The following is a 22,868-nucleotide window of genomic DNA, read 5'->3' as shown; positions in this document are numbered from 1 at the left end:
CGCGGCCGGCCACCGTCAGCGCTGCAGTTCGAGCAGGCGGTCGAGCCCGCCGGTATTGATCGCCACCATGGCCTGTTCGCGCACTTTCGGCTTGGCGTGATACGCCACCGACAGCCCGGCTGCGGCCATCATCGGGAGATCGTTTGCGCCGTCGCCCACCGCAATCGCCTGGGCTGACGTGCAGCCGGCTCGCTCGCAGGCGAGCAAAAGTTGCCGCTTCTTTTCTTCGCCGTCGACGATATCGCCGACGACCTCGCCCGTGAGCAGCCCATCGTCGATGCCCAGCACATTGGAACGGGCGACGTGGATCTGCAATCGCTCACGCACGCGGTCGGCAAAGAAAGTGAAGCCACCCGAGACCAGCAGGCTTTGCAGCCCGGCGGCATGCACGGCTGCGAGCAGCGCCTCGGCGCCCGGGTTCAGCCGCAGGCGCTCGGCCCATACCTGTTCCAGGAAGCTGGCATCCACGCCCTTGAGAAGCGCAACGCGGCGGCGCAGGCTGTCCTTGAAGTCGGTGATCTCGCCTCGCATCGCAGCCTCGGTGATCGCCGCCACCTCGGCCTTCTTGCCGGCCGCATCGGCGATCTCGTCGATGCACTCGATGTTGATCAGCGTCGAATCCATGTCGAACGCGATGAGCTTGAAGTCTGCAAGGTGCAGCGGCGGCGTGACACGCTGGATGACGAGGCCCGGGGCGAATTCAGTGGCAGACATGGTCAGGCGACTTGGGTTGCGGTAGGGGTGCCGAGCGAGCGCAGTACATCGCGGATGAGCTGCGCACGGTCTTTCGGGTCTTTGGTCTCGCGCTCGATGCGCAGCTTCTCGTTGCCTGCGAGCTTGATGTGGCGGTTCTTCTGTACGAGTTCGATGATGCGCATCGCATCCACTGGCGGGTTGGGGCGAAAGCTAATCACCATCAACGCCGGCGCGGCGTCGATCTTGGTCACCCCATACGGCTTGGCGAGCACGCGCAGGCGGTGCACGTCGAACAACGTTTGGCCCTGCGCTGGGAGTTTGCCGAAGCGGTCGGTGATCTCCTCGAGCATGGCGTCGATCTGCTCCGCCTTGTCGGCCGTTGCCAGGCGCTTGTAGAGCGACAGGCGCGTGTGCACGTCGCCGCAGTAGTCGTCGGGCAGAAGCGCGGGTGCGTGCAGGTTGATCTCGGTGGTGGCAGAAAGCGGCGAGAGCAGATCCGGCTCCTTGCCTGCCTTGAGCGAGCGCACGGCCTCGGAGAGCATGTCGTTGTAGAGCTGGAAGCCCACTTCCATCATGTTGCCGCTCTGGTTCTCGCCCAGCACCTCGCCGGCGCCGCGGATCTCCAGGTCGTGCATGGCGAGATAGAAGCCCGAACCCAGCTCTTCCATGTTCTGGATGGCTTCGAGCCGCTGCGCAGCCTGTTTGGTGAGGCCCTCGACATCGGGCACCAAAAGGTAGGCGTAGGCCTGGTGGTGCGATCGACCGACACGGCCGCGCAACTGGTGCAACTGTGCGAGGCCGAACTTGTCGGCACGGCTCATGACGATGGTGTTGGCGCTCGGCACGTCGATGCCGGTTTCGATGATGGTCGAGCACAGCAGCACGTTGTGACGCTGGGCCACGAAATCGCGCATCACCGATTCGAGCTGGCGCTCGGGCATCTGGCCATGGGCCACGGCGATGCGCGCTTCGGGCAGCAGCTCCTGCAGCTTCTGGCGCCGGTTCTCGATGGTTTCGACCTCGTTGTGCAGGAAGTAGACCTGCCCGCCGCGCTTCAACTCGCGCAGCACGGCCTCGCGGATCACGCTCGTGCCTTCAGTGCGAACGAAGGTCTTGATGGCCAGGCGGCGTTGCGGCGCGGTGGCGATCACGCTCAGGTCGCGCAGCCCTTCGAGTGCCATGCCCAGGGTGCGCGGGATCGGCGTGGCGGTCAGGGTGAGCACGTCGACCTCGGCCCGCATGGCCTTGATGGCCTCCTTGTGGCGCACGCCGAAGCGATGCTCCTCGTCGATCACGAGCAGGCCCAGGCGCTTGAACTTGACCGTCTGGCTGATCAGCTTGTGTGTGCCGACCACGATGTCGATGGTGCCGTCCTCGATGCCTTCGAGCGCGGCCTTGATCTCCTTGGCGGAGCGGAAGCGCGACAGCTCGGCCACCTTCACCGGCCACTTGCCAAAGCGGTCGGCGATGTTCTGGTAGTGCTGCTCGGCCAGCAGCGTGGTCGGTGCCAGGATGGCCACCTGCTTGCCACCGGTGACCGCCACGAACGCGGCTCGCAGGGCAACCTCGGTCTTGCCGAAGCCCACGTCACCGCAGACCAGGCGGTCCATGGGCTTGGGGCTGATCATGTCCTGGATGACCGCGTGGATCGCCGCTTTCTGGTCGGGCGTCTCTTCGAAGCCGAAGCTGGCGGCGAAGGCTTCGTAGTCGTGCGGCGTGAAGCGGAACGCGAAACCCTCGCGCGCCGCGCGGCGCGCGTAGAGGTTGAGCAGCTCGGCGGCGGTGTCGCGCACCTGTTCGGCGGCACGGCGCTTGGCCTTGTCCCACTGGCCGGAGCCGAGCTTGTGCAGCGGTGCCTCTTCGGCGCTCACGCCGGTGTAGCGGCTGATCAGGTGAAGCTGCGCGACCGGCACGTAGAGCGTCGCCTTGTCTGCGTACTCCAGGTGCAGGAACTCGCTGGGGCCCCCTTCGTCATTCCCCAGGTCGATGTTGATCAGGCCCACGTAGCGGCCGATGCCGTGGTTGGTATGCACCACCGGGTCGCCGACCTTCAGCTCCGAAAGGTCCTTGATCAGCGAGTTGACGTCGCTGACCTGCTCCTGCTTGCGCTTGCGCCGCGCGGTCGGGCTGGTGGCGAAGAGCTCGGTCTCGGTGATGAACTGGATGGCTCGGCCAGCCTCGGGTTCGTGCCAGAAGAAGCCCTCGGCCATCGGAGCCACGGCGATCGCATAGGGCTCGTCACCGGCCTCGAACTCGGCCAGGCTCGCGACCGAAGGCGGCTCGATTCGGTTGTCGCGGAGCAGCTCCAACAGGCTTTCGCGGCGGCCCTGGCTCTCGGCCACGACCAGCACGCGGTGCGGCGTGGCGCTGAGGTGCGCTTGAAGGCGGTTGAGCGGCTCGGGCGCCCCGCGATCCACACTCAGGTCGGGCAGTGGCCGGGCCCACTCCACCGGCTCCTTGCCGCGCACGGCGAGCACGGCATGCGCGTTGGCCAGCGTGAAGAAGTCTTCCGAGCGCAGGAAGATGTCTTCGGGCGGCAGGATCGGCCGCTCCTTGTCGTGCTGAAGGAAGCGGTGGCGCTCGCGGGTGTCGGCCCAGAAGCGCTTGAGCGATTCGTCGATCTCGCCGTGCAGGGCGACGGCCGCGTTGGCGCCGAGGTACTCGAAGATCGTGGCCGTGCTGTCGAAGAACAGCGGCAGGTAGAACTCGATGCCGGCGGTCGCGATGCCGTTGCCGATGTCCTTGTACAGCCGCACCTTGGTCGGGTCGCCTTCCATCTTCTCGCGCCAGCGGGCACGGAAGGCGGCGCGCGATTCCTCGTCCATCGGGAACTCGCGGCCAGGCAACAGCCGCACCTCGGGGACGGGGTACAGGCTGCGCTGGCTGTCGGGGTCGAAGGTGCGGATGCTGTCGACCTCGTCGCCGAACAGGTCCACGCGATAGGGCACCAGTGAGCCCATCGGAAAGAGATCGATCAACCCGCCACGCACGGCGTACTCACCGGGCGACACCACCTGGCTCACATGCGTGTAGCCAGCCAAGGTGAGTTGCGCCTTGAGCGCTGCTTCGTCGAGCTTGGCCTTCTGCTTGAAGTGAAAGGTGTACCCCGCCAGGAAGCTCGGCGGAGCGAGCCGCACGAGCGCTGTCGATGCGGGCATGAGCACGACGTCGACCTCGCCCTGCTGAATGCGCCAGAGCGTGGCCAGCCGCTCGGAGATCAGATCCTGGTGCGGGGAAAAGGTGTCGTAGGGCAGCGTCTCCCAATCGGGGAAGACGGCCACGCGCAACTCGGGCGCGAAGAACTGCAACTCGCCTTCAAGCCGCTGCGTGTCCGCAGGCTCGGCGGTCACGATGGCCGTGATGCGCCCCTCGCCCTTTTGTGCCAAAGCGAAGCGCGCCAGCAGCAAGGCGTCGGCCGAGCCGATGGGGCGGGGCAGGGTGTAGCGTTTACCGGGGGCGAGCGAGGGCAACTGCATGCGGGCTGACGCGGGAGCGTGCGACAAAACAAAGACGCCCCGGTTGGGCGGTCCCCCGGGGCGATGAAGACGCGAATTATAGAATTCGCCCCTCTTTGACTGCCTGACGATGCACCCAACTCCCGCCGACTTCTATGCCCTGGTCCCTTGTGCCGGTGTGGGTGAGCGTGCGGGAGCGGGCGGGCCCAAGCAGTACGCGCTGGTTGCCGGCAAACCGATGGTTCAGCACACGTTGGAGGCACTCTCGAAGGTGCAGCGATTGCGCCAGACACTGGTGGTGTTGGGCCCGCAGGATGTCCAATTCACACGCTGCGTGACACCGTCGAGTGCCTGGCTTGCGCATGTGGGCGGTGCAAGCCGCGCGCAATCGGTGAACAACGGCCTGGCCGAACTGCGTGCGCGCGGTGCACGAGACGACGATTGGGTCCTGGTGCACGACGCCGCGCGCTGCCTGATCCAGCCGGGCTGGGTCGATGCGCTGATCGATGCCTGCGTGAATGACGCCGTCGGCGGGTTGCTCGCGCTGCCGTTGGCCGACACCCTGAAGGCCGAGACCGATGGCCGGGTGAGCTCAACGGTCGACCGCGCCCGCAAATGGCAGGCGCAGACGCCGCAGATGTTCCGCATCGGCTTGCTGCAAGAGGCGCTCGCGCGCGCTGGCGATGCCATCACGGACGAGGCCAGCGCCATCGAGGCGCTGGGTCACGCGCCGCTGCTCGTGCCGTGCTCGATGGAGAACTTCAAGATCACCTGGCCAGCCGATTTCGCGCTGGCCGAACGCCTGTTGAGGACACGCACACCATGACGCTCAAACCCCAAGTGCCGCGTTGGCGCATCGGCGAAGGCTGGGACACCCATGCGCTCATCACCGGCCGCAAGCTGATCCTGGGTGGCGTCGAGATCCCTCATACCCATGGCCTGAAGGGGCACTCCGACGCCGATGCCTTGTGCCATGCCATCACCGACGCCTTGTTCGGCGCTGCGGCCTTGGGCGACATCGGCCGTCACTTCCCGGATACCGATCCGCAGTTCCAGGGCGCCGACTCGCTCGCGCTGCTGACCGAAGCCGGGCGGCGCGTGAAGGCCGCCGGCTGGATCATCGGCAATGTCGACAGCACGATCATTGCGCAGGCGCCCAAGATGGCACCGCACATTGCGGCCATGCGCCAGCGCATCGGCATTGCGCTGGGTATCCCGATCGAGCAGGTGAATGTGAAGGCCAAGACGGCCGAGAACATGGGGCCGGTGGGGCGCCTTGAATCGATCGAAGCGCGAGCCGTCTGTTTGCTGGTGAAGGCGTGAGCGGGCCTTCGATACCCTAGGCTGAGCGGCTATAGGCCGGTGCGAGTCAAAGACGCGCGCCCATGCCACTCAGCTCAAGGTGCCTTCTTGAGGCGCACGTGCGCCACGAGTCCGCCGTCCATCGCATTGGCCAATTCGAAGCTGCCGCCCATGCGGGCGACGGCTTTCTCCACGATTGCCAGGCCCAGGCCGGCACCGGTGGCAGCGGTGCGGGCCGCGTCGCCGCGGAAGAAGGGCGTGGTGAGTTGCTTGAGCTTCTCGGGCGCCACGCCGGGGCCGTTGTCGCGCACGCTCAAGATCACCCACGGCCCGGTGCGCGCGTAGCTCACCTGCACCCGCGCAATGCCGGTGTCGGTGGAGCGGCCATAGCGGCGGGCGTTCTCGAACAGGTTCTGGAACACGCGCCCCAGCTCGACCTCGTCGGCCATGACCTTGGTGTCGATCGCCACCCGCGAGCTGATGCGGATCTGCGACGGGTCGCGAAAGCCCTGCATCTCTCTCTCGACCAGGCTGCTCACGTGTACCGGAACCAGCCTCGTTTCGCCGGGGCGGGCGTAGTCCATGAACTTGTCGATGATGGCGTCGAGCTGGTCGATGTCGAGCGCCATGTTCTTCTTGGCTTCGTCGTCCTGCACGCTCATCTCGGCTTCGAGCCGCAGGCGTGCAAGCGGCGTGCGCAGGTCGTGCGAGATGCCGGCCAGCATCACGGCTCGGTCTTCCTCCACCTTGGCCAACTCGCGTGCCATTCGGTTGAAGCCCATGTTGACCTGCCGGATCTCGCTGGTGAGCGTGTTCTCGTCGAGCTGCGATTCGTACTCGCCGTCGCGGATGCGGCTGGCGGCGAACGACAGGTCGCGCAATGGCTGGTTGATCAGGCGCGCAATGGCCGCCGAGCCGAGCACCGTGGCCAGCAGCGCAATGGTGACCCACAGCAACCAGCTGCTGCCGGCCATGGGGCGCACGCGGGTCGGGTCGGCCTGCAGCCAGTAGGCGTCGTTCTCGATGGAAAAGCCCACCCACAGGCCGGGCACGCCATTCACGGCCGACGCGACCACGGTGTCGACGCCGAGGCGCGAGTGGATCTCGTCCGAGATCGCGCGCGAGAAGCGGTCGGATTCGAAAGGCTCCCACTTGTCGCCTGGCTCGCGGGGCAGCACCTTCACCGCCTCCTGGTTCGACATCGTCTTGACCAGTGTGACGCGGTTGATGTCGTCCACGTACTTCATCGCCGCACGGGCGAGATTCACGAGGCTTGCGATCTGCTGCGCCGACTGCACGGCGCGCGGCTCGAACTCGAGCGCACGAAAGGTTTGCACCCAGGCGAACACGCCCCCCACGAGCAGCACGGCCAGCAGGAAGAACGTGCGCCAGAACAGGCTGAGAGCAAGCGCGCCTTTGCGCGGCACGGGTGTCGGGATCGGATCCGGCACGGTCGGCGCAAAAAAAGGCCCCGATCTGGGGCCCTGGCGCTGCTGTTTTGGATCAGGCCGCGCCATCGGGTACGAACACGTAGCCCACGCCCCATACCGTCTGGATGTAGCGCGGCTGAGCCGGATCGGGCTCGATCATCTTGCGCAGGCGCGAGATCTGCACGTCGAGGCTGCGGTCGAAGGGCTCGAACTCCCGGCCGCGTGCCAGCTGGGCGAGCTTGTCGCGCGAGAGCGGTTGGCGCGGGTGACGCACCAGCGCCTTGAGCATCGAGAACTCGCCGGTGGTGAGCGCGATCTGTTCGCCGTCCTTCGAGAGGCGGCGCAGGGCCAGGTCGAATTCGAAGGGGCCGAAGGTCACGGTTTGCGCGTCCTTGGCAGGCGCGCCCGGGGCTTCCATGGCCGGGCGGCGGCGCAGCACGGCGTGGATGCGGGCGAGCAGTTCGCGCGGGTTGAATGGCTTGGGCAGGTAGTCGTCGGCGCCGACCTCGAGGCCGACGATGCGGTCGACGTCTTCCACCTTGGCCGTGAGCATGATGATCGGCGTGACATCGTTCGCCGCGCGCAGGCGCCGGCAGATCGACAGGCCGTCTTCACCGGGGAGCATGAGGTCGAGCACGATCAGGTCGACCGTTTCTCGGGTCAGGACGCGGTTGAGCGCCTTCGAGTCCTCGGCGAGCAGCACCTCGAAGCCTTCTTGCGTGAGATACCGGCGCAGCAGGTCGCGGATGCGGGCGTCGTCGTCGACGACGACGATGCGGTCGGGGCGGGCGTTGGTGGTAGGCGTCATCGATTGCCTCTCGGTCATTTGTAACAGCGGCGATTGTGCGCAGGTTCGCCAGGCGATTTCGGCATGCCTGACCACTTGTTACAAATCTATGACGTCGTGCGACGGATGCCAAGCGGCGACGCTCCAAACCCATGCCCGCATATCTGACGCGGCCGTCCGATGGCCGTTAGGCTTGCGGTCCGCTTTCAAAAGGAGAAGTCGAATGAAGCACGGATTCAAGAAGGCTGCTGCGATGTTGATGGCGTCCGCTTCGGCCATGGCGGCTGACCCGGCGCCGCAGAACGTGGTCGGGCTGTCGGCCAGCGCAAGCGTCGAGGTGACGAAAGACCTGCTCAGCGTCACCCTCTCGACGACCCGCGAGGGCACGGACGCCGCGGCCGTCCAATCCGGCCTGAAGCAGGCGCTCGATGCCGCCTTGGCCGAGGCCAAGAAGGCCGCAAAACCGGGCGAGATCGACGTGCAGACGGGCAACTTCTCGCTCGTGCCGCGCTACGCGCCCAAGGGCGGCATCACCGGTTGGCAAGGCACGGCGCAACTCGGCATCGAGGGGCGCGATGTGCCTGGTATCGCCAAACTCACCGGGCGGATCACCACCATGACCATTGCCCGGGTCGGGACTGATCTGTCACGCCAGCAACGCGAAAAGGTCGAGAGCGAGGTGGCGGCTCAGGCGATCGCACGCTACCGGGCCAAGGCGGCCGAGTACGCGAAGGAGTTCGGCTTCAGCGGCTATACGCTGCGCGAGGTGTCGATCAACGCCAACGAGCCGCATGCATATGCCGCAGCGCCGATGGTGCGCATGGCCGCAAAGGCATCGGACGGAGCCGAGAGCCTGCCGGTTGAACTTGGCAAGGGCGTCGTGACCGTCAATGTGAACGGCACCGTGCAGCTCAACAAGTAAGGGGCGCGGCAAGCGCTACTGGGCGACCCAGCCTCCGTCGACATTCCAGGCCACGCCGCGCACGTTCGCCGCGGCCGGCGAGCACAGGAACACGGCCAGCTCGCCCAGTTGCTCGGGGGTGACGAACTCGAGCGATGGCTGCTTCTCGCTCAACAGATCGACCTTTGCCTTGTCAACGGTGATGCCTTCACGCGCTGCGCGATCGTCGATCTGCTTTTGCACCAGCGGCGTGAGCACCCAGCCCGGGCAGATGGCGTTGGATGTGATGCCGGTAGTGGCCGTTTCCAGGGCAATCGATTTCGTGAAGCCGACGATGCCGTGCTTGGCTGCCACGTACGCTGATTTCTGCGCCGAGGCCACGAGCCCGTGAGCGGACGCGACATTGATGATGCGCCCCCAGTTCTTCTGGCGCATGCCAGGGATCGCCAGGCGCGTGGTGTGGAAAGCCGAACTCAGGTTGATCGCGATGATCGCGTCCCATTTGGCGGCCGGGAAGTCCTCGACATTCGCCACATGCTGAATGCCGGCGTTGTTGACCAGGATGTCGACACCGCCGAACTCGGCCTGGGCATAGGTCATCATGGCCTCGATCTCGGCCGGCTTGCTCATGTCGGCGCCGTGGTAGCCGGCCTTCACGCCGAGTGCCGCCACTTCGGCCTTCGCCGGCTCGAACTCACCGAAACCGTTGAGGATCACATTGGCGCCCTGGCGCGCCAGGCACAGCGCAATGCCGTGGCCGATACCGCTGGTGGAGCCAGTGACGAGCGCAGTTTTCCCTTTGAGCATGGTCGGACCTCCAGATTGATACAGTGCATTATCAAAGCGAAAGAAGTCCATGCACGAACCACGCCTGAACCATGTGCAATGCCTCGACGCGCAAGGCCTGCACCGCATGGCGTACTGGGAGTGGGGTGACCCTGCCAACCCGCGCGTGCTGGTGTGCGCGCATGGCCTGTCGCGCCAGGGGCGCGACTTCGACGCGTTGGCGCAGGCCATGCAGGACCACTACCGCGTGGTCTGCCCCGACGTGGTCGGGCGCGGCCAGTCCGATTGGTTGAGCGACCCGAACGGCTACCAGCTGCCAGCGTATGTGCCCGACATGGTCACGCTGCTGGCGCGCCTGAACGCGGCGACTGTGGACTGGGTGGGAACCTCGATGGGCGGGCTGATCGGGCTGGGTCTTGCGGCCCTGAAGAACTCCCCCGTGCGGCGCCTGGTGTTGAACGACGTGGGCCCGACGATCGAGCCTTCGTCGCTGGCGCGCATCGGAACCTATCTCGGCATGCCTGCGCGCTGGAAGTCACTGGACGAAGCGGCCGACGCACTCTGGGACATCTCGAAAGGCTTCGGCCCGCACACGCGAGAGCAATGGCTGGCGCTGACGCGGCCGATGATCAAGCCGGACGGCGATGGGTTCGTCCCGCACTACGACCCGCGCATCGCCGTGCCGTTTCGAGCCATCACGCCCGAAGCGGCCAGGGCGGGCGAAGTCATCATGTGGAGCATGTACGACAGCCTTCGCTGCGCAACTTTGCTCCTGCGTGGTGCCGAGTCAGACCTGCTCACCCGCGAGACGGCGCAGGCCATGACCGCGCGCGGGCCTCGGGCCGAGTTGCGCCAGTTCGATGGTGTCGGCCATGCTCCCATGCTCAATTCGGTCGAGCAGATCGCTGTGGTGCGGGAGTTCCTGCTGCGCGCATGAAGACGGGACCGCTGGACAGCCGAGCCTCGGCGGCCGCCATCGTCCAACTTGCCGACGTGGCGCCTGAAGAGTCGCGCGAAGCCGAGTTCTCGCAGTTGAGCCGCGCGCGCGCCTTCGCCGAGCCGTTGCTGGTCGGCCAGGTGCTCGATACCGGTGAAGACGCCTGGGCGCATGCGGAAGGCGTGGCCAGCATCCTTCTCGGTATCGGTGCGGCGCCGTCGATGGGGGCGGCTGCCTACCTGGTCTACGCCGGCGACTACCTCAGCAAGCCTGACGAAGTCGTCAACAAGGCTTTCGGGCCCTCGTACGCCGGGCTCGTGGCACATACGCGCAAGCTGGTTCAGATCCAGCGCGCCGCGCGCGAGGCCGAGGTCCATGACCAGAAGCGCGCAGAGCAGACCGAGCGTGTGCGCAAGATGCTGCTGGCGTTCTCGCGCGACCTGCGCGTGGTGCTGCTTCGCCTGGCGTCGAGGCTGCAGACGCTGCGATTCTTTGCGTCCAGCAAGCAGCCTTGCCCACCCTCGATCGCACGCGAGTCGATGCAGGTGTTCGCGCCACTCGCCAACCGCCTGGGCATCTGGCAGATCAAGTGGGAGTTGGAGGACCTGGCCTTCCGTTTCCTGGAGCCCGAGCAGTACAAGAATGTCGCACGCTTGCTCGACGAGAAGCGCGTGGAGCGCGAGCAAGGGATCGAGGCCTTTCGTCGGCAACTCGGTGACGACCTTGCGCGCGTGGGCCTGCGCGCCGAAGTGCAGGGCAGGCCGAAGCACCTGTACAGCATCTGGAAGAAGATGCGCGGCAAGGGCATCGATATCGAGCACGTGTTCGACGTACGTGCCGTGCGCGTGATCGTGGGCGATGTGTCGGAGTGCTACTCCGTGCTCAGCCGGGTGCACGAATTGTGGCCTCAGGTGCCCGGCGAGTTCGATGACTACATCGCCCGCCCCAAGCCCAACGGGTACCAGTCTTTGCACACCGTGGTGCGCGACGCCCAGGACCGGCCTGTCGAAGTGCAGATCCGCACGCGGGCCATGCACGAGCACGCCGAACACGGCGTCGCCGCGCACTGGGCCTACAAGGAAGCCGGCGCCAAGGGGTACGCCGGGGTGAGCGCCAGTGGCGACTTCGACGCGCAGGTGGCCGAGGCCCGCAAGGCGGTGCTTCGCCAGTTGCTCGCCTGGGAGCGCGACTTCGCGCAGGGCGAGGCCGCCAGTACACCGCCCGAGGAGGCGCCCGGTGCCGTATTCGATGACCGGATCTATGTGTTCACGCCGCAGGCTGCGGTGATCGAGCTTCCGAGCGGCGCCACGCCGATCGACTTTGCGTACAACCTGCACACCACGCTCGGCCATCGCTGCCGGGGCGCCAAGGTCGATGGGGCCATGGTGCCGCTGAACACGGCGCTTCAGAGCGGGCAGACCGTCGAGATCACCACGGTGAAGGAGGGTGGACCCTCGCTCGACTGGCTAAACCCTGAGCTCGGCTATTTGCAGAGCCCGCGCTCGAAGGCCAAGGTGCGGGCTTGGTTCAACGCGCTGGCGCAGCAGCACACCATCGCGCGCGGGCGTGAGGCGGTGGAGAAGCTGCTGCAGCGCGAAGGCAAGACGGCGCTGAAGCTCGACGATCTGGCGTCGCGGCTGGGCTTTCGCAACGCCGACGCACTGTTCGAGGTCGTGGGCAAGGACGAGTTCTCGCTACGCAACATCGAGGTGATGCTGCGCCCGGCCGAGCCGCCGGTGCCAGAGGAAGAACTCATCCCCCTTCGCCGCTCGCGCGCCGAGACGGCACCGAAAGGCGGCGTGCTGGTGGTGGGGGTGGAGTCGTTGCTGACCAGCCTGGCGAGATGCTGCCGGCCCGCACCGCCCGACGCGATCGGCGGGTATGTGACGCGGGGCAAGGGTGTGGCCATCCATCGCGCCGATTGCATCAACTTCACCCAGATGGCGCGCCGCACACCGGAGCGGGTGATTGCGGTGGCCTGGGGCGCGGCCAGCAAGGACAGGTCGGCGCTGTACCCGGTGGACGTGCTCGTCGAGGCCGCAGACCGGCCGGGGCTCCTGCGCGACATCACCGAGGTGTTCGCCAAGGAAAAGATGAACGTGACTGGCGTCAACACACAAACCGTGAAGGACATGCGGGGCGGCACGGCCTGGATGACGTTCACTGTGGAGGTGGCCGACTCCGCCCGAGTCGCCCAGGTGCTGCTGGCGGTGGCGCGTATCGACGGCGTGCGAAGCGCACGGCGGAAATAGTGAACCCGCTCGTGAGGCGTGCTATAGTCGCGGGCTCGGGCGGTTAGCTCAGTGGTAGAGCGCCTCTTTGACGTGGAGGATGTCGGGAGTTCGACCCTCTCACCGCCCACCAAACATGTTTTGCACGTCAGCGATCAAGAGCTTGTTCCGTAAGGAGCAAGCTCTTTTTCTTTGGCGGCGCGGTTGTTGCTGCTACTTTCGATCTGCATCTGCCCTTGCCCTCGGGAGACCCCATGGAGATGACGCCGCGCCGCCAACAACTGATCGACACTCACGTCGATGAGACCCATTCGCGCATGGCCGACTACGCGTTCGAGCTCAATGACCTCGTGCGCTTTGCGCTCTCTGCCGCCAAGGAGAAGGGCAACAAGGTTTACTACCCGATGGACCCCGTGAACGAGTGCATCCGCAATTGGCAAGGGCTGAGCAAGCGCGTATCGAGGCTCGCGGCTGAACTGGAGCGAGATGCTCAACGCCTGGGTGTTCCGCCTTTCGATCCCGAATCGCCGGCCGCTGCGGACAACTGATACCGCAGGCGGGAAAACCCTTCGCGGCCCGCAGGGGCGGGCTTCTAGAATCGTTTTTGAACGCCTATTTTTTTGGAGCTTTTGAATGGCACAAACCCGCCGCGCCGCGAGTTCCGACGAGGGCAGTACCGAGAGCAGCGGCCAGCGCGTCCTCAAGAAGTACCCCAACCGCCGCCTGTACGACACGCAAACCAGCAGCTACATCACGCTGGCCGACGTGAAGAAGATGGTTCTCGAGGGGCAGGACTTCATCGTGCGCGATGCCAAGACCAGCGACGACCTCACGCGCAGCATCCTTCTGCAGATCATTCTTGAAGAAGAGACCGGCGGAGTGCCGATGTTCTCGTCCCAGATGCTGGCGCAGATCATCCGCTTTTACGGCCACGCCATGCAAGGGATGATGGGTTCGTATCTCGAGAAGAACCTCCAGACCTTCACCGACATCCAGACGCGTCTGGCCGAACAGTCCAAGGGGCTGCTCGACCCCGCCATGATGAACCCCGAACTCTGGTCGCAGTTCCTGAACGGTCAAGCCCCGGCTGTGCAGGGCCTGATGGGCAACTACCTCGAACAGTCGCGCAACATGTTCGCGCAGATGCAGGAACAGATGGCCAAGCAGGCCGAGACGCTGTTCCCCGGTATGCCCGGATTCGGGCAGAACAAGCGCTGATTGCCTGGTGCCCCGGTTGGGAAACCAGGGCACCACTTCGATCGCTCGGTCACTCACTCCAACGAGATCGCCTCGCGCTGAATCACGGCGCCCCAGGTCGCAACCTCGCGCTCGATGCGCTTGGCGAAGGTCGCCGGGTCTGACATCACCGGATCACCGTTGGCGCTGATCACGGCGCGGGCCTTCTCGTCTTTCAGAACCGCCTGTGCGACGGCGTGCACCTTCTGCACGATTTGCGGTGGTGTGCCCGCGGGAGCGAACATGCCGGTCCAGAAGGTGACCACGGTGTCGGGGTAGCCCGCCTCTCCCACGGTGGGCACCTCGGGGATCTGCGCCATGCGCTTCGAGGCTGTCACGGCCAATGGCTTGAGCTTGCCGGCCTTGATGTGCGGCAGCGCGGCCCAGGTGTCGAAGAGCAGGTCGATCTCTCCGCTCATTGTGGCCATCTGCGCAGCGGCGGCGCTCTTGTAGGGGATGTGCGTGGTCTTGATCTCCGTCTTGTTGGAGAGCATCGCCATCGACAGGTGGCCGATGTTGCCGGGGCCGGCGGAGCCATAGCTCAGCTTGCCGGCGTTGCGCTGCGAGTAGCTCACAACGTCCTTCAGCGACTGCACGTTGTTCTTCTGAGCCCAGTCGGGGTTGGCGACGATGATGAAGGGCGCGTCGAGCACCATCGTGACGGGCGTGAAGTCGCTCGTTTTGTACGAGACCTTCTTGTAGATCTGCGGGTTGATCGTGATGCTGCTGGAGTTGGTGATGACGAAGGTGTAGCCATCGCCCGGCAGCCGCGCGGCTTCAGACAGGCCCAGCACGCCGTTGGCACCGGCCTTGTTGTCCACGATCACCGTCTGGTTGAGTGCCTTGGCCATGTGGTCGGAGACGACGCGGGCCACCGTGTCGGTGAACGAACCGGCTGGGAAAGGCACGATGATCTTGATGGGCTTGCTCGGCCAGGTGTCTTGCGCGAATGCCGGCACGTAGGCGAGGGCACCCAGTGCAAGCGGCATCGCGATGGCAGCGGCACGGCGGGTGATCGAAGGGGCTTGTCTCATCTCGGTTCCTTCTCGGTGGTGGGATGGGGAATGGCGGGCTTCGGGCTGCCCAGCTTGGGTCGTGCGGCAGTGCCCGTGATGCCCTGTTGTTCAAGTTCGTTGATCCGGTCGGCGCTCAAGCCCAGCACGCGACCGAGCACCTCACGGCTGTGCTCGCCGAGAGTGGGTGAAACGCGGCGCAGCGGCATGGCCTGCGTGTCGGGGCGGAAGTAGCTCGAGGTGGCGAGGTACTCGCCGACGAATGCGCGCTCCACGGGCTGGAAGAAGCCGCGCGAGCGCAGGTGCGGGTCGTGCAGCACGTCGGCCATGGGCTTGACGACACCGGCGCTCACGCCTGCGTGCTGCAGCGTGTGCATGGCGTCGGTGGCGCTACGGGAGCGCGTCCAGGCAGTGATCGCCTCGTCGAGCAGGTCGTGTTGCGCGCGTCGGCCCGCCACCGAGGCCAGCCGGGAGTCGGCGGCGAGGTCGGCGCGGCCCATGGCGCGGCACAGTGCGCGCCACATGGCATCGTCACCCACATCGATAAGCAACCACGCATCGGTGCCGGCGCAGAGGTACACGCCGTGTGGCGCGTGCAGTGGGTGCCGGTTGTCCTGGCGGGGCGATACGCGGCCCGATGCCGATTGCTCCAGCATGAAGGGCGCGGTCATCGTCAGCATGGCCTCCACCTGCGAGAGGTTCAGGTGGCGCCCGAGGCCGGTGCGTTGCTGCTCCCACAGCGCGAGCAGCAGGGCCGCACCGGCGTTGAAACCGCCGGTCGGGTCGCCGTAGGCGTAGGAAGTCATGGCTGGCGGGCCGTTCGGATGGCCGGTGTAGAGCGGCAGGCCGCTCGCCTGCTCGAGCGTGCCGCCGTAGGCACGCACGTCGCTCCAGGCGTTGTGCAATCCGAAGGCCGGCATCGACACCATCACCAGCCGCTCGTTGACCTTCTTCAGCGCGTCGTAGTCCAGCCCCAGCTTGGGCAGCACCTCGGCCGAGTAGTTCTCGACCACCGCATCGGCGCCGGCCACCAGCTGCAGCAGCAGGGCCTTGCCCTCTGGGCGGGTCAAGTCCAGCGTGATGCCGAGCTTGTTGCGGTTCATCAGGTTGAAGTTCGAGTTTTTCTCGTACAGGCGATCGCGGTAGAACTCTTCGGTGAAGTGCGTGCCGCGCCACCAGTCGGGGTAGCCGCAGCTCTCCACCTTGATGACCTCGGCGCCCAGGTCGGCCGCGGTGCGCGAGGCCAGCGGGCCGGCCCAGCCCATGGTGAGGTCGACGATGCGCTTGCCTTCGAGCGGCAGGCGATCCTTCGCGGCCGGCGTGAGCCGGCGTTGCGGCTGTGGGGCGCTGCGGTACTGCGCGTCGTGTTCGCCGAGCGCGGGTGCCCGGCCACCGAGCAGCGGGCCGGCCGCGCCGAGCCGCAACGGCACCACCGGGCCTTCGACCTGGTGATCGCCGATGGCGACGGGCACGAAGGCGTCACGTTCGCGGTGCACCGACTGCTTCAGCAACTCCTCCATCGTCGGAACGAACACGGCGGGATGCTTTTGCGCACCAAGCAGGTCGAACCAGGCCCGCGCGGTGCGCGTGCGCAGCGCGTCGACCAGCCAGGCGTCGATTTCGTCGGCGGCGGCCATGCGCAGCGGCCCGCTGGCGAAGCGCGGGTCGCGCGCCCACTCGGGGCGGCCGAGCGTCTCGCACAGCGAGATCCACTGCGGCAGCGTGTGGGTGAAGATGCCGAGCCAGCCATCGGCCGTTTCGAAGATGCCGGTCGGGTGCGTGCTGCAGAAGCGGTTCACGCCCAGGCGGCCGGGGTGGCGCTTGTCCTGCTGGATGCCAGCTTCCATCTCCACCGTCCCGAAGGCGGCCTCGTGCAGGCTGATGGCGTAGCGGCGGCTCCCGGTGGCCGTGCCGAGCAGGGCGCCCAGCGCGGCAGAGAAGGCGATGAGGCCACCGACGATGCCGGTCTGCACGTCGTGCGGCAGGTGGGGCGGCCCTGCGCGCGGGCCGCTGGCGTGGGCGGCACCCGAGAGCGCGCGGCAGGTGGCTTCGCTGCCGCTGAAGTGCGCGTAGGGGCCGCTCTCGCCGAACCAGGTGATGTCGATCGCGATCGGCGTGTGGTCGCCGGCCGCTGCGGCCCACACCGGTCGGGCGAGCACGCCCACGCCTTCGGTGAGGGCGCGTGCGTCGAGCACCACATCGCAGCCACGGGCGAGCTCGCCGAGGCGAGCGCTGTCGCTCGCGATCACGCTGCGCTTGTTGGTGTTCAGCCAGGCGAAGAGGGCGCTTTCACCACCGACGAGCGGCGGCATCCTTCGCCAGGCATCGCCTTCGGGCGCTTCGGCCTTGATGACCTCGGCGCCGAAGTCGGCGAAGAGCTTGCCGGCGTAGGCGAGCGCGGGCCCGGTGCCGACCTCGAGCACGCGCAGGCCGTGCAGGGCGAGTTGGGTGACGTCGGTCATCGGTGCTCCTTCACCACGCGTCCACGAAGCCGCGGCGTGGCCGCTGCGCGCGCAGGGCGCTGGCGGCGATGCCTTGCGCGATCCACTGGCGCGTCTGTGCCGGGTCGATCACGGCGTCGACCTCGGCCGCGTGGCCCACGCTCAGCGCGTGGCCGCGTTGGTAGGCCTCGCCGACCAGCTTGTCGTAGAGCGCGCGGCGCTCGGGGCCATCGGGCAGGGCTTCGAGCTCTTTCTTGAAGCCGAGGCGGACCGCGCCTTCCAGCCCCATCGGCCCGAACTCGCCGGTGGGCCACGAGATGCTGAAGTTGGCCGATCGGAAGCCGCCGCCTGCCATCGCCATCGCACCCAGGCCGTAGCCCTTGCGCAGCGCCACCGCCAGGAGCGCCACCCGCAGCTTGGCCGCCACGAGGAACATGCGCGAGACGTGCCGCACCTGGGCTTGGGCTTCGCACTCGGGGCCGACCATGAACCCCGGGGTGTCGATCAGCGAGACGATGGGCAGCGCATGCGCGTCGCACAACTGCATGAAGCGCGCGGCCTTGTCGGCCGCGTCGGCATCGATGGCGCCGCCCAGGTGGTGCGGGTTGTTGGCGAGGATGCCCACCGGCTGGCCCTCGATGCGCGCGAGCGCGGTGTGGATGCCGGCACCGAAGCCGCCGCGCAGCATCAGCACGCTGCCCACGTCGGCGATGCCTTCGATGGCGCGTCGGGTGTCGTAGACGCGCAGCCGGTTCTCCGGCACCACGTGGCGCAGGGCGCGCACGTCGGGGGCCGTCCACTCGCTCACCGGGCCCTGGAACATCGACAGGTAGTGCTTGGCCGCGTGCACGGCCTGCGCTTCGTTGTCGACCAGGATGTCGATCACGCCATTGGCGTACTGCACCGAGGCCGGGCCCACGTCTTCAGGGCGGAAGACGCCGAGGCCGCCGCCTTCGATCATGGCCGGGCCGGCCATGCCGATGTTGGCACTCTTGTCCGAGATGATCACGTCGCAGCAGCCGACGAAAGCGGCATTGCCTGCGAAGCAGCGGCCCGAGACGATGCCCACCACCGGCACCTCGCCACTCAGCTCGGCAAACGCCGCGAAGGAGGGTTGGATCAGACCCGAGATCGACGGGATGTCGACATCGCCCGGCCGCCCGCCGCCGCCTTCGGCGAACAGCACCAAAGGCAGCTGGTCGCGCAGCGCCACCTCGACGATGCGGTCTGTCTTCACGTGGTTGCGCTTGCCTTGGGTGCCGGCGAGCACGGTCGCGTCGTAGGCCATCACGGCGCTGCGCGCGCGGCCCTTGTCGACGATCGTGCCGTTGACGTTGCCGATGCCGGTGACGAGGCCATCGGCCGGCGTGTTGGCGATCAGGTCAGACAGGCTGCGTCGGCTCGCCTGCGCGGCGATGGCCAGGCCGCCGTACTCGACGAAGGTGCCGGCATCGCAGAGGTCGGCCACGTTCTCGCGGGCGGTGCGCTGGCCGCGCTGGTGGCGGCGCGCCACGGCGTCGGGGCGGTTCTCGTCGTAGAGGAAGGCATGGCGGTCGAGCACGCGCTGCAGGTCGGGGCGGATGGCATCCAGGTCGTGTGACTGCGCGGCGCTCTGTGCGGCCGCATCGCCATCGGTGGGTTCGAGCACGATCAGGATCTGGTTCTCCTGGGCCTGCTCGCCCACCGTGAGGCGCAGGTCGATGACTCGGCCACCCTGCTCGGCCGAGATGGTGTGCTCCATCTTCATGGCATCGAGCACGGCGATGGTCTGGCCGGGCTGCACGAGGTCGTCGACCTGCACCGACAGCTCGACCACGCGGCCGGCGAGCGGCGTGCGCACGGCGACGGCACCTTCGCCCACCGTCTCGTCGAGGTCGGCGGCACGCGGGGCCGGGGGTACAGCGTGGCGGACCGAATCGCCGAGCAAGGCGTCGCGCGCATGCTCGGTGGCGGCGATCTCTGCAGCCGCCGCCACGAGCGCCGGAACGATGGCCTCGAAGTGGCGGGTGTGCACGTCTTGCGCGGCGAAGTCCTCCCGCGCGGCCAGCGCGCGCAGCAGATCGAGGTTGCTCGGCACGCCGACGATGCGGAACTCGCCCAGCGCGCGCTGCAAGCGGCGCACCGCGTCGCCGAAGCGCGGCGTGGTGCTGGTGACGATCAGCTTGGCCAGCAGCGTGTCGAAGTTGGGCGAGGGCGCGTAGCCGGTGTAGCCGTGGGTGTCGACGCGCACGTCCGGGCCGGTGGGCGGGTCGAAGCGTTCGAGGCGGCCCTGGGCGGGGCGGGCAAGTCCTTGCGCGTCCATCGACTCGGCGTTGATGCGCGCCTGGATGGCAAATCCGCGCACGGCTGGGGGCCAGGTCGGGTCGAGGCCGAGCGCCTGCAGGTCGCGCCCGGCGGCGAGGCCGAGTTGCAAGGCCACGAGATCCACGCCCGTCACCTGCTCGGTGATGGTGTGCTCGACCTGCAGGCGCGGGTTGGCTTCGATGAAGACGAAGCTCTTCTGCTCGCCGCTGGCCGTCTCTTCGACCAGGAACTCGAAGGTGCCGAGGCTCTTGTAGTTGACCTTCTGGGCGAGTTTGCGCGCGGCGGCGAGGATGCGTTCGCGCAGCTCGGGCTTCAGCACCGGGCTGGGCGCGATCTCGATCAGCTTCTGGAAGCGGCGCTGCAGCGTGCAGTCGCGCTCGCCGAGTGCGATGACCTGCTGCCCATCGCCGGCGATCTGCACTTCGATGTGGCGGGCGCGGGCGACCAGCCGCTCCGCGTAGACGGCATCCACGCCGAAGGCGCTCGCCGCCTCGGAGCGGCAGCGGGCGTAGGCCTCGGCGATGTCGTCGCGCTGGCGCACCACGCGCATGCCGCGGCCGCCGCCGCCGCCCACGGCCTTGATGACGATGCCGGCCTCGCCTTGTTCATCGAAGAAGCGCGTGATCGTGTCGAGCGAGGCGTCGCCCGGCGTGGAGGGCATCACCGGCACCTGGCACTCGATGGCGAGCTTGAGCGCGCGCCCCTTGTCGCCGAAGAGAGCGAGCTGCTCGACGCTCGGGCCGACGAAGGTGATGCCGGCCTCAGCGCAGGCCTGGGCGAAGTCGGCGCGCTCGCTCAGGAAGCCGTAGCCGGGGTGGACTGCGTCGCAACTGGTGGCCTGGGCCGCCCCGATGACGGCCGCGATGTCGATGTAGGCGGCCGGGCCGCTGGCGTTGAGCGCGTGCGCTTCGTCGGCGAGCAGGCGGTGGCGCGAGTTCGCATCGTCTTGCGAATACACCGCCACGGTGGCGATGCCGAGGTCTCGGGCAGCGCGCATGACGCGCAGTGCGATCTCACCTCGGTTGGCGATCAGCAGCTTCTTCAATGCATGTCTCCAGGTTCTGGTCTGGGCGGGGCTTCGAGACCCCAGCCCGAACGGTAGGTGTTGGGTCGAACAACCGATGTCATCGCGGTGTCACGGCGAAGCTAGGGCGTCGAGGATTCGCGCAGTACGAGCTTGAAGACACCGCGTGCCACGGCGACGACCGTGCCGTCGGGCTTCACGATCTCGCCGTCGCAGAAGGCCATCGACTTGCCGCGCTTGGAACAGCGGCCGATCACCGTCAGCTCGCAGCGCGAGGCTTCGAGAAAGTGCGTGGTCAGGTCGACAGTGATCGCGCCGTAGCGCAGCGGGTCGTGGGCGCGCGCGGCGGCGCTGAGCGTGAAATCGAAAGCACTCATCAGGGTGCCGCCGTGGATGTCGCCGCGGCTGTTCACGAGCCTCGGGGTCCAGGCGAGTCGCGTCTTGCAGCTGGTCTCGTCGAGTGACAGTGGCACAAGGCCGATGTGTTCCATGAAGGGCACGTCGATGCCGAAGTACGGGCCGGCGGAGGGCAGGGGCGCGGTGTTCATGCGCCATGACAGTGCATCGACCGTGCCAAGGATTTCACGGCCCAAACTCCGGTATTTGTTGTCGATGACTACACTGTTTGTCTTCTTCGGTACGTCTTGTGTATGTCAGAACGACAACTCTCTGCGGCTCACGATGTGATCGGCTTGCTCGCCCGACGCGGAGGCGAGGTGATCGCGGCGTTGGGCTTGGCCGCCGATTTGCAGGCGCAGCAAGCCCTCTCGACGGCGCTGCAGCATGCTCCTGAGCGCGGCCTGTTCGAGGCCCAGCTCCCCGAGGGGCCGGTGGTGGGCGTGGCCGTGCGCGCGGCCGGGACCGAGATCGCGATCGTGCGCCCGGTGGGCACCGAAGGCAGCACGCTGCTCGACTTCGTGGTCGCCGTGCCCTTCGCCTTCGACATCCTGGAGCAGATCCTCAACGACCCCTACCAGGGCATCACGGTGGCCGACCACACCGGCACCATCCGCTACATCAGCCCGGTGCACGAGAAGTTCCTCGGGCTGCCGCGCGGTGGTGGCATCGGCATGTCGGCCGAAGAGGCGATCCCGAACTCGCGGCTGCGTGCGGTGATCGAGTCGGGCAAGGCCGAAATCGGCAAGCCGCAGAACTTTGGCGAGAGCGTGACGCGGGTGGTCAACCGCCGGCCGATCCGCCGCAACGGCGAGATCGTCGGTGCGGTGGGGCAGGTGATGTTCCGTGATGCCGAGGCCGTGAAAAAGATGGCGGCCGAGATGAACCAGTTGCGCTCGCAGCTCGAGTTCTATCGCCGCGAGCTCGACGGCCTGCGCGAGACGCGCGAGGCCACCGCCGAGTTGGTGGGCGACAGCCAGGCCATGCAGCGCCTGCGGCACGAGGTGGCGACCGTGGCCCGGCTCGACGTGCCGGTGCTGATCCTCGGCGAGAGCGGCACCGGCAAGGAGCTGGTGGCGCGAGCCATCCACAAGCTCGGCCGCGGCGCGCACGAGATGGTGAGCCTCAACCTCGCCGCACTGCCGGCCAGCCTGATCGAATCGGAGCTCTTCGGCCACACCGCGGGCGCTTTCACCGGCAGCGCGAAGCAGGGTCGTGCCGGCAAGTTCGAGATGGCCAACGACGGCACGCTTTTTCTCGACGAGGTGGGTGACATCCCGATGGACGTGCAGATCAAGCTGCTGCGCGTGCTCGAAGAGCGCGTGGTCGAGCGCCTCGGCAGCCATGCGGGCAAACGCATGACGTTCCGGCTCGTCTCCGCCACGCACCGAGACATCGACGTGCTCATCGCAGGCGGAGCCTTCCGTCACGATTTGTTTTACCGCATCAGCGGCGTGACGCTGCGGGTGCCGCCGCTGCGCCAGCGGCTGGAAGACATCCCGGCGCTGCTGGCCCATTTCGTCAAGGGATTCTGTCAGCGCAACGGCTTGCCTACGCCCCGGATCGACCTCGGCGTGGCCCGCTACCTGGCCGACCAGCCGTGGCCCGGCAACCTGAGGCAACTGCGCCACCGCATCGAAGAGGCGCTGGTGTTTTCGTCTCCTGAGCTGCTGACGCTGGAGGCCTTTACGCGCAACGATGCTGCGCGCAGTGAATCGCGGGCCGTGCCCCGTGCGACGGGCGGTTCGGCCGCAGCTGCGCCGGCCGGCGCCGCGCGACTAAAGGACCACGAGCGGGCCGCCGCCCAGCGGGTTCTCGGCGAATGCGGAGGCAACAAGAAGCGTGCAGCCGAGCAACTCGGCATTTCGCGCTCCTACCTCTACAAGCTGCTGGCCTGAGGCGCCCTCGGGCCAGGAATCGGGATCCGGC

The 22,868-nt window shown here is 67.2% G+C and carries 17 protein-coding genes and 1 tRNA gene; 9 read left to right on the top strand and 9 right to left on the bottom strand.

Going from position 1 to position 22,868, the window contains the following annotated elements; all coding sequences use genetic code 11:
- Positions 1-15 precede the first annotated feature (15 nt).
- Positions 16-714 carry a phosphoserine phosphatase SerB gene (gene serB / locus AC1KAR_RS16925; protein WP_480319802.1) on the bottom strand — a complete coding sequence of 233 codons (699 nt, stop codon included), beginning with the start codon at positions 712-714 and terminating at the stop codon, positions 16-18.
- 2 nt (positions 715-716) lie between these two features.
- Positions 717-4,172 (bottom strand): transcription-repair coupling factor, encoded by a 3,456-nt coding sequence (gene mfd / locus AC1KAR_RS16920; protein WP_480319800.1) that lies wholly within the window; start codon positions 4,170-4,172, stop codon positions 717-719.
- A 109-nt stretch (positions 4,173-4,281) separates the two neighbouring features.
- Here mfd and ispD point away from each other — a divergent pair, with 109 nt between their 5' ends.
- Together ispD and ispF are read left to right on the top strand one after the other, a co-directional pair.
- Positions 4,282-4,977, top strand: a complete 696-nt coding sequence (gene ispD, locus AC1KAR_RS16915; protein WP_480319798.1) for a 2-C-methyl-D-erythritol 4-phosphate cytidylyltransferase — start codon at positions 4,282-4,284, stop codon at positions 4,975-4,977.
- Positions 4,974-5,474: a 2-C-methyl-D-erythritol 2,4-cyclodiphosphate synthase gene (gene ispF, locus AC1KAR_RS16910; RefSeq protein ID WP_480319796.1), complete on the top strand. Its 501-nt coding sequence runs from the start codon at positions 4,974-4,976 to the stop codon at positions 5,472-5,474. Before ispD ends, ispF begins: the two co-directional genes overlap by 4 nt.
- A gap of 74 nt (positions 5,475-5,548) precedes the next feature.
- On the opposite strand, the gene AC1KAR_RS16905 is transcribed toward ispF, so the two are convergent.
- The gene (locus AC1KAR_RS16905; protein ID WP_480319794.1) at positions 5,549-6,904 is read right to left on the bottom strand and encodes a sensor histidine kinase; all 1,356 of its coding nucleotides are present in this window, start codon (positions 6,902-6,904) and stop codon (positions 5,549-5,551) included.
- Between the two features lie 52 nt (positions 6,905-6,956).
- Positions 6,957-7,691 carry an osmolarity response regulator transcription factor OmpR gene (gene ompR, locus AC1KAR_RS16900; RefSeq protein WP_480319792.1) on the bottom strand — a complete coding sequence of 245 codons (735 nt, stop codon included), beginning with the start codon at positions 7,689-7,691 and terminating at the stop codon, positions 6,957-6,959.
- Positions 7,692-7,893: 202 nt separating this feature from the next.
- Between ompR and AC1KAR_RS16895 the strand changes: the two genes are divergently transcribed.
- On the top strand, positions 7,894-8,592 hold the full coding sequence (locus AC1KAR_RS16895; RefSeq protein WP_480319791.1) for an SIMPL domain-containing protein: 699 nt from the start codon (positions 7,894-7,896) through the stop codon (positions 8,590-8,592).
- A gap of 15 nt (positions 8,593-8,607) precedes the next feature.
- Here the strand turns inward: AC1KAR_RS16895 and AC1KAR_RS16890 are convergent, their stop codons facing one another.
- Complete coding sequence (locus tag AC1KAR_RS16890) at positions 8,608-9,378, bottom strand: 3-hydroxybutyrate dehydrogenase (protein ID WP_480319789.1); 771 nt, start codon at positions 9,376-9,378, stop codon at positions 8,608-8,610.
- Between the two features lie 49 nt (positions 9,379-9,427).
- On the opposite strand from AC1KAR_RS16890, the gene AC1KAR_RS16885 reads away from it, so the two are divergent.
- The 5 genes from AC1KAR_RS16885 to phaR all read left to right on the top strand — a co-directional run bounded on the left by AC1KAR_RS16885 (position 9,428) and on the right by phaR (position 13,743).
- Entirely contained in the window at positions 9,428-10,294 is an 867-nt protein-coding gene (locus AC1KAR_RS16885) for an alpha/beta fold hydrolase (protein ID WP_480319787.1), read from the top strand.
- The gene (locus tag AC1KAR_RS16880) at positions 10,291-12,546 is read left to right on the top strand and encodes a RelA/SpoT family protein (protein ID WP_480319785.1); all 2,256 of its coding nucleotides are present in this window, start codon (positions 10,291-10,293) and stop codon (positions 12,544-12,546) included. Before AC1KAR_RS16885 ends, AC1KAR_RS16880 begins: the two co-directional genes overlap by 4 nt.
- A 37-nt stretch (positions 12,547-12,583) precedes the next feature.
- A tRNA-Val gene (locus tag AC1KAR_RS16875) sits at positions 12,584-12,658 on the top strand.
- 121 nt (positions 12,659-12,779) lie between these two features.
- Positions 12,780-13,073: a hypothetical protein gene (locus tag AC1KAR_RS16870; RefSeq protein WP_480319783.1), complete on the top strand. Its 294-nt coding sequence runs from the start codon at positions 12,780-12,782 to the stop codon at positions 13,071-13,073.
- Between the two features lie 85 nt (positions 13,074-13,158).
- Positions 13,159-13,743: a polyhydroxyalkanoate synthesis repressor PhaR gene (gene phaR / locus AC1KAR_RS16865; RefSeq protein WP_480319781.1), complete on the top strand. Its 585-nt coding sequence runs from the start codon at positions 13,159-13,161 to the stop codon at positions 13,741-13,743.
- Between the two features lie 53 nt (positions 13,744-13,796).
- Here the strand turns inward: phaR and AC1KAR_RS16860 are convergent, their stop codons facing one another.
- The 4 genes from AC1KAR_RS16860 to AC1KAR_RS16845 form a co-directional block, all read right to left on the bottom strand.
- Positions 13,797-14,795, bottom strand: a complete 999-nt coding sequence (locus AC1KAR_RS16860) for a Bug family tripartite tricarboxylate transporter substrate binding protein (RefSeq protein WP_480319778.1) — start codon at positions 14,793-14,795, stop codon at positions 13,797-13,799.
- A complete protein-coding gene (locus AC1KAR_RS16855; protein ID WP_480319776.1) occupies positions 14,792-17,236 on the bottom strand; it encodes a CaiB/BaiF CoA transferase family protein in 2,445 nt (814 codons plus the stop codon). Before AC1KAR_RS16855 ends, AC1KAR_RS16860 begins: the two co-directional genes overlap by 4 nt.
- 10 nt (positions 17,237-17,246) lie before the next feature.
- Positions 17,247-20,564 (bottom strand): carboxyl transferase domain-containing protein, encoded by a 3,318-nt coding sequence (locus AC1KAR_RS16850; RefSeq protein ID WP_480319775.1) that lies wholly within the window; start codon positions 20,562-20,564, stop codon positions 17,247-17,249.
- Between the two features lie 101 nt (positions 20,565-20,665).
- Positions 20,666-21,091, bottom strand: a complete 426-nt coding sequence (locus AC1KAR_RS16845) for a PaaI family thioesterase (RefSeq protein WP_480319774.1) — start codon at positions 21,089-21,091, stop codon at positions 20,666-20,668.
- Positions 21,092-21,193: 102 nt separating this feature from the next.
- Between AC1KAR_RS16845 and AC1KAR_RS16840 the strand changes: the two genes are divergently transcribed.
- Positions 21,194-22,837 (top strand): sigma-54 interaction domain-containing protein, encoded by a 1,644-nt coding sequence (locus AC1KAR_RS16840; RefSeq protein WP_480319773.1) that lies wholly within the window; start codon positions 21,194-21,196, stop codon positions 22,835-22,837.
- The last annotated feature ends 31 nt before the right edge of the window (positions 22,838-22,868 follow it).

It is taken from the genome of Piscinibacter sp. PDB1-1 (genome assembly GCF_056675995.1).
The sequence above is the reverse complement of the archived record's forward strand: the minus strand, read 5'-3'. Positions and strand labels throughout refer to the sequence as shown.